General features: G+C 64.6%; 6 protein-coding genes. All 6 read left to right on the plus strand.

Annotated features, from left to right (window positions below; all coding sequences use genetic code 11):
* Window positions 1-142: 142 nt before the first annotated feature.
* Window positions 143-628, plus strand: coding sequence for a 30S ribosomal protein S6 (gene rpsF, locus ALII_RS0104890; protein WP_024586207.1), 486 nt, complete (start codon window positions 143-145; stop codon window positions 626-628).
* Entirely contained in the window at window positions 628-876 is a 249-nt protein-coding gene (gene rpsR, locus ALII_RS0104895; protein ID WP_002963610.1) for a 30S ribosomal protein S18, read from the plus strand. The genes rpsF and rpsR overlap by 1 nt, the downstream gene beginning before the upstream one ends.
* 199 nt (window positions 877-1,075) lie before the next feature.
* On the plus strand, window positions 1,076-1,690 hold the full coding sequence (gene rplI, locus ALII_RS0104900; RefSeq protein ID WP_024586208.1) for a 50S ribosomal protein L9: 615 nt from the start codon (window positions 1,076-1,078) through the stop codon (window positions 1,688-1,690).
* A 143-nt stretch (window positions 1,691-1,833) separates the two neighbouring features.
* Window positions 1,834-3,090, plus strand: a complete 1,257-nt coding sequence (locus ALII_RS0104905) for a cyclopropane-fatty-acyl-phospholipid synthase family protein (RefSeq protein WP_024586209.1) — start codon at window positions 1,834-1,836, stop codon at window positions 3,088-3,090.
* 189 nt (window positions 3,091-3,279) lie between these two features.
* Window positions 3,280-4,770, plus strand: a complete 1,491-nt coding sequence (locus tag ALII_RS0104910) for a replicative DNA helicase (protein ID WP_024586210.1) — start codon at window positions 3,280-3,282, stop codon at window positions 4,768-4,770.
* On the plus strand, window positions 4,771-5,949 hold the full coding sequence (alr, locus tag ALII_RS0104915; RefSeq protein WP_024586211.1) for an alanine racemase: 1,179 nt from the start codon (window positions 4,771-4,773) through the stop codon (window positions 5,947-5,949). It abuts the gene before it with no gap.
* The last annotated feature ends 51 nt before the right edge of the window (window positions 5,950-6,000 follow it).

Below are 6,000 nucleotides of genomic sequence, written 5' to 3' on the forward strand. Positions count from 1 at the left end.
TGAAGGCCAGGTGCCTTCGGCCTCCCGTGTCTCCGCTCTCGACCGTCTCGACCACAGCCTTTCCGCCCGCCTCGCGGGTGAGAGAAGTTGATGAGGCTTTAGCCGCTGGCGCCGCGCAGGGAAACGAAGAAAGGCAAATAACATGGCACTTTACGAACACGTGTTTCTTGCCCGCCAGGACCTCTCCGCGCAGCAGGTCGATGCCCTCGTCGAACAGTACAAGGGTGTCATCGAAGCGCATGAAGGTTCGATCGGCCGGGTCGAGAACTGGGGCCTCAAGTCCCTCACTTACCGCATCAACAAGAACCGCAAGGCCTACTACACCTTGATGGACATCACCGCTCCGGCGGCTGCCATCCAGGAGATGGAACGCCAGATGGGTCTGTCGGAAGACGTCCTGCGCTTCATGACCATCAAGGTCGAGGCGCATGAGGAAGGCCCGTCCGCGATGATGCAGAAGCGCGACGACCGTGGTGATCGCGGCGATCGCGGCCCGCGCGGCGACCGCTTCGGCGGCGACCGCGACCGTGGCCCGCGCGATCGTGACGATCGTGGTCCCCGTGGCGATCGCGACGATCGTGGCCCGCGCCGCCCGCGCGACAACCAGGCTGAAGGAGCTGGCGCATAATGGTCGACATCAACCAGATCCCGACGCGCCGGCCGTTCCACCGCCGCCGCAAGACCTGCCCGTTCTCCGGCGCCAACGCCCCGAAGATCGACTACAAGGACGTCAAGCTCCTGCAGCGCTACATTTCCGAGCGCGGCAAGATCGTTCCGTCCCGCATCACGGCCGTCAGCCAGAAGAAGCAGCGCGAACTCGCCAAGGCGATCAAGCGCGCCCGCTTCCTGGGCCTCCTGCCCTACGTCGTGAAGTAAGCATCTTCGTCGGAGGCGGTTCGCCGCCTCCGACACCCCTCCCGCCATGTTCGGCATGACGGCGAGACGAGAAATTCCGAGTTGGAGCGCACCGCTCCTAACTGCCAACCGGCAGGACAGCGCCCGAAGACGCCGCATGCGGCCCTTCCTTCCTGTTCCTGCCCGCCGGACAACCGGCGCGAAGACAAGGAACAGTGACATGGACGTCATCCTGCTTGAACGCATTTCCAAGCTCGGCCAGATGGGCGAGACCGTGAAGGTGAAGGCCGGGTTCGCCCGCAACTTCCTTCTGCCGCAGGGCAAGGCGCTGCGCGCCAACGAAGCCAACAAGAAGAAGTTCGAAGGCCAGCGCGCCCAGCTCGAAGCCCGCAACCTCGAGCGCAAGAACGAAGCCCAGCAGGTCGCCGACCAGCTCGACGGCAAGACCTTCGTGGTCGTGCGTTCGGCCGGCGAAACCGGCCAGCTCTACGGTTCGGTCTCCACCCGCGACATCTCCGACATCGTGACCGCCGAGGGCTTCTCGGTCGGCCGCAACCAGGTCGAGCTCAACCAGCCGATCAAGACCATCGGCCTGACCAACGTCGCCATCGCGCTCCACCCGGAAGTCGAAGTGACGATCACGCTCAACATCGCGCGTTCGGCCGATGAAGCCGAGCGTCAGGCTCGCGGCGAGACGCTCGATTCGGCCGAAGCCATCTATGGCGACGACATCAACGAGAACGCCCGCCCCGACGCCTTCTTCGATCCGGAAGCGGATTACGAAGACGACGGCGAAGGCGAAGAAGCTGCCGGCGACGAGGGCGAGGAGCGCTAAGCTCTCCTTCATCAGCGCAGACTTTCAGAAACGCCCGGACCTCTGGTTCGGGCGTTTCGCATTGGTGGACCGATCTACGGCCTTCAAATCGCGGCGATCTTCCCCTACGTTAGGGGGATCGTGTCGAACCTCTTGGTCCTGCGATGTTCTGGTTGCTGAAACGTCTCGGCCGCCGGCTCGTCAGAACCGGAAATCTGCTCGTGACGGATGCACGCGGCGAGCAGCACCGGTTCGGTGACGGCTCGGGAACGCCGATCCACATTGCGATCCGCACGCGCCTTGCGGAACGCGCCATCTCCCTCAACCCCTCGCTCGCCGTGCCCGAAGCCTACATGGCCGGCGATCTGGATTTCATCGAAGGCGACCTCATCGATTTCGTACGCCTCTCCTACGCCAATCTCGACCTCGCCTATGCCAGGCTGGCGACGCTGAAGGCGGCGGAGATCGGGCGGCGGCTTGCCAAGCGCATCCACCAGTGGAACCCGGCGCCCCGCTCGCGCGCGAACGTCAAGCATCACTACGACCTTTCAGGCGAGCTCTACCGGCTCTTCCTCGACGACGACATGCAATATTCCTGCGCCTATTTCGAGCGGCCGGACATGACGCTGGATGCGGCGCAGCTTGCCAAGAAACGACACCTCGCGGCCAAGCTCGCCATGCGGCCGGGCCTGAGCATCCTCGACATCGGTTCCGGCTGGGGCGGGCTCGGCATCTATCTCGCGCAGGAATTCGACGCGGACGTCCTCGGCGTCACGCTTTCGGACGAGCAGCACAAGGTCTCGACCGACCGCGCGCACCGGCTGGGGCTGGAGCGGCACGTCCATTTCGAGATCCGCGACTATCGCAGCCTGCAGGAGCGGTTCGACCGGATCGTCTCGGTCGGCATGTTCGAGCATGTCGGCGTCAACCACTACCGCGCCTTCTTCGACACCTCCGCCAAGCTCCTGAAGCCCGACGGGGTCATGGTGCTGCACGCTATCGGCCGCTCGGGGCCGCCGGCCGCGACCGCGCCATTCATCCGCAAGCACATCTTCCCCGGCGGCTACATCCCGGCGCTGTCGGAGGTGCTGCCCTCGATCGAGCGTTCCGGGCTGATGGTGACCGACGTCGAAATCCTGCGGCTCCACTATGCCGAGACGATCCGGCACTGGCGCGAGCGATTCGCGGCCAATCGCGAGCGCGCAAAGGCGCTCTACGACGAGCGCTTCTGCCGGATGTGGGAATTCTACCTCGCCGCATCCGAGGGCGCGTTTCGCTGGCAGGATTTGATGGTGTTCCAGATCCAGATGACAAAGCGCAACGACACGCTGCCGCTGACCCGCGACTACATGGTCGAAACCGCACGCGTGCTGGCGCACGAAACCGATCCGCCAAAACAGCGGCGACGGCGCAAAGCCTAAAACTTTAGCCGCCTGTTGCGCGCTTGCACATGTCAATCACCGATCGTGTTTGGCCGCGTACAGGCTGTGAAGTAATGTTGATCTTGCGATTCGCCGTTGGTCCGTTCGGGCAGTCGCGCTAGACACTCGTCACCCAGCCGCGATTCACGTTTCTCGTCCCGTCCGGCGCATCCGACAGATGGACATGGAATGGCCGAAGCCGCTCGCAAGCTCGCACCCGTCGAGACCCCGCTCTATCGCGAAGCCCCGAACAATATCGAGGCCGAACAGGCGCTGCTCGGCGCGGTCCTCGTCAACAACGACGCCTTTTACCGTGTCTCGGACTTCCTGAAGGCGCAGCATTTCCACGAGCCGCTGCACCGCAAGATCTTCGAGGTCGCGGGTGAACTGATCCGGATGGGCAAGATGGCCAATCCGGTGACGCTGAAGACCTTCCTGCCGGCCGAGGAGAAGGTCGGTGAGATGACCGTCTCGCACTATCTGGCGCGGCTCGCCGCAGAAGCAGTCAACGTCATCAACGCCGCCGATTACGGCCGCGCGATCTATGACCTTGCCACACGCCGTGCGCTGATCACGGTCGGCGAAGACATGGTCAACATCGCCTATGACGCGCCGGTCGACATGTCGCCGGCCGCGCAGATCGAGGATGCGGAGCGGCGCCTTTTCGAACTGGCGGAGACCGGCCGCTACGATGGCGGTTTCGAGAGCTTTTCCGATGCGGTGAAGACCGCGATCGACATGGCCGCCGCCGCCTATCAGCGCGACGGGCATCTGTCGGGCGTCTCCTCCGGCCTCCGCGACCTCGACGGCAAGATGGGCGGATTGCAGCCGTCCGATCTGATCATCCTTGCCGGTCGTCCGGGCATGGGCAAGACGTCGCTCGCCACCAACATCGCCTTCAACATCGCCCATGCCTATGAGCCGGAGATGCAGGCGGACGGCTCGTTCAAGGCGAAGAATGGCGGCGTGATCGGCTTCTTCTCGCTCGAAATGTCGGCCGAGCAGCTTGCGACGCGTATCATTTCCGAGCAGGCCGAGGTGCCCTCCTCCAAGATCCGGCGCGGCGACCTGACCGAGGCGGATTTCGAGAAGCTCGTCGGCTGCACGCAGACGCTGCAGAAAATCCCGCTCTTCATCGACGCGACCGGCGGTATCTCCATCGCACAGCTTTCCGCGCGCGCCCGGCGGCTGAAACGCCAGCGCGGGCTCGACGTGCTGGTCATCGATTACGTCCAGCTCATGCAGGGCTCGTCCAAGGCGTCGGCGCAGAACCGCGTGCAGGAAATCACCGAGATCACGACCGGGCTGAAGTCGCTGGCCAAGGAACTCAACGTCCCGATCATCGCGCTCTCCCAGCTCTCGCGTCAGGTGGAAAGCCGCGACGACAAGCGGCCGCAGCTTTCCGACCTTCGCGAATCGGGCTCGATCGAGCAGGATGCGGACGTGGTGCTGTTCGTCTATCGCGACGAATATTACCTCAAGAACAAGGAGCCCGAGCGCAACACGCTCGAGCATCAGGAGTGGGAGACGAAGCTGAACGAGGTACGCGGCAAGGCCGAAGTGATCATCGCCAAGCAGCGTCACGGCCCGACGGGCACCGTTTCGCTCTCGTTCGTCGGCGAATTCACCCGCTTTGCCGACCTCGCCGAGGAGCATCACCTGCCCGAGCGGTTCGAATAGTTGGCGTTCTTCGCAGCGAATCCGGCTGACATCGATCCGCGCATCTGCGGCGGCCGGCTGTCGATCGACGTCGAGGCGCTGGCGGCAAACTATCGTCTGCTCGCGGCCAAGGCGCGGCCGGCGCGCGTCGCTGGTGTCGTCAAGGCGAACGCCTATGGGGTTGGTATCGAGGTGGTCGCGCCGGTGCTCTGGGCCGAGGGCTGCCGCGTCTTCTTCGTCGCGCTGCCGCAGGAAGGCATGGCTCTGCGCAAGCTCCTGCCCGAAGCCGACATCTATGTCCTCGCGGGCCTCTTCGAGCCACATGCGGCGCAGGCCTATCGCGAGGCGCGGCTGATTCCGGTCCTCAACGACGAGGCAGACATCTCGCTATGGGAGGCGTATGGCTGGGATGCGCCGGACGGGCCGCGCCCTTGCGCGCTGCATGTCGATACCGGCATGAACCGGCTCGGACTGAGCGGTCATCAGGTCACGCGGTTCTTCCACGAGAACAAGCTGACGCGGGCGCTGACCCCGCGGCTCGTCATGAGCCATCTAGCTTGCGCAGACGAGCCCGCGTCGCCGGCGAATCAACACCAGCTCGAATCATTCCAGTCGGTTGAGCGGCTCTTCAAAGGCGTCGCTTCAAGCCTGGCGAACTCCGCCGGGACGTTTCTTTCGGCCGACTATGCCTTCGACATCGTGCGGCCCGGCATCGCGCTTTATGGCGGTGCGCCGCAGGCAGGGCTCGCAAACCCGATGCGGCCGGTCGCGACCGTGGAAGCGCGAATCGTGCAGGTGCGCGCAGCGAAGGCCGGCGAGACCGTCAGCTATGGCGGTACGGTGACGCTGAAACGCGACACGCTGATTGCCGTCGCTGCCGTCGGATATGCGGATGGGCTTCATCGCGCGCTTTCGGGCTCGGGCGTGCCTTTGCGCGAGGCGCGGGAGGAAGGTGGGTATGGGTTCATCGCGGGGCGGCGCGTGCCGGTCCTCGGGCGGGTGACGATGGATCTGACGCTGTTCGATGTGACCGATCTCGGGCCGGGTGCCGTGGGGCATGGCGACTGGATCGAGTTGTTCGGGGCGAATATTCCGATCGACGAGGCGGCGGCTGCGGCGGGGACGATTGCGTATGAGTTGCTGACCTCGCTCGGGGGGCGGTATTTGCGGCGGGTGGTGCATGGGGAGCGCCATCGATGAAGGTTTTCGCTCGACGTTGCCCCCCTCTGTCCTGCCGGACATCTCCCCCGC

The sequence above is a fragment of the Aliihoeflea sp. 2WW genome (genome assembly GCF_000497755.1).
Taxonomy (GTDB): Bacteria; Pseudomonadota; Alphaproteobacteria; order Rhizobiales; family Rhizobiaceae; genus Aliihoeflea.

What these genes read in the sequence shown, in the direction of transcription:
- ALII_RS0104905 (WP_024586209.1), top strand. Translation starts at nt 1,834, where the DNA reads ATGTTCTGGTTGCTGAAACGTCTCGGCCGCCGGCTCGTCAGAACCGGA.
- rpsF (WP_024586207.1), top strand. Translation starts at nt 143, where the DNA reads ATGGCACTTTACGAACACGTGTTTCTTGCCCGCCAGGACCTCTCCGCG.
- ALII_RS0104910 (WP_024586210.1), top strand. Translation starts at nt 3,280, where the DNA reads ATGGCCGAAGCCGCTCGCAAGCTCGCACCCGTCGAGACCCCGCTCTAT.
- rplI (WP_024586208.1), top strand. Translation starts at nt 1,076, where the DNA reads ATGGACGTCATCCTGCTTGAACGCATTTCCAAGCTCGGCCAGATGGGC.
- rpsR (WP_002963610.1), top strand. Translation starts at nt 628, where the DNA reads ATGGTCGACATCAACCAGATCCCGACGCGCCGGCCGTTCCACCGCCGC.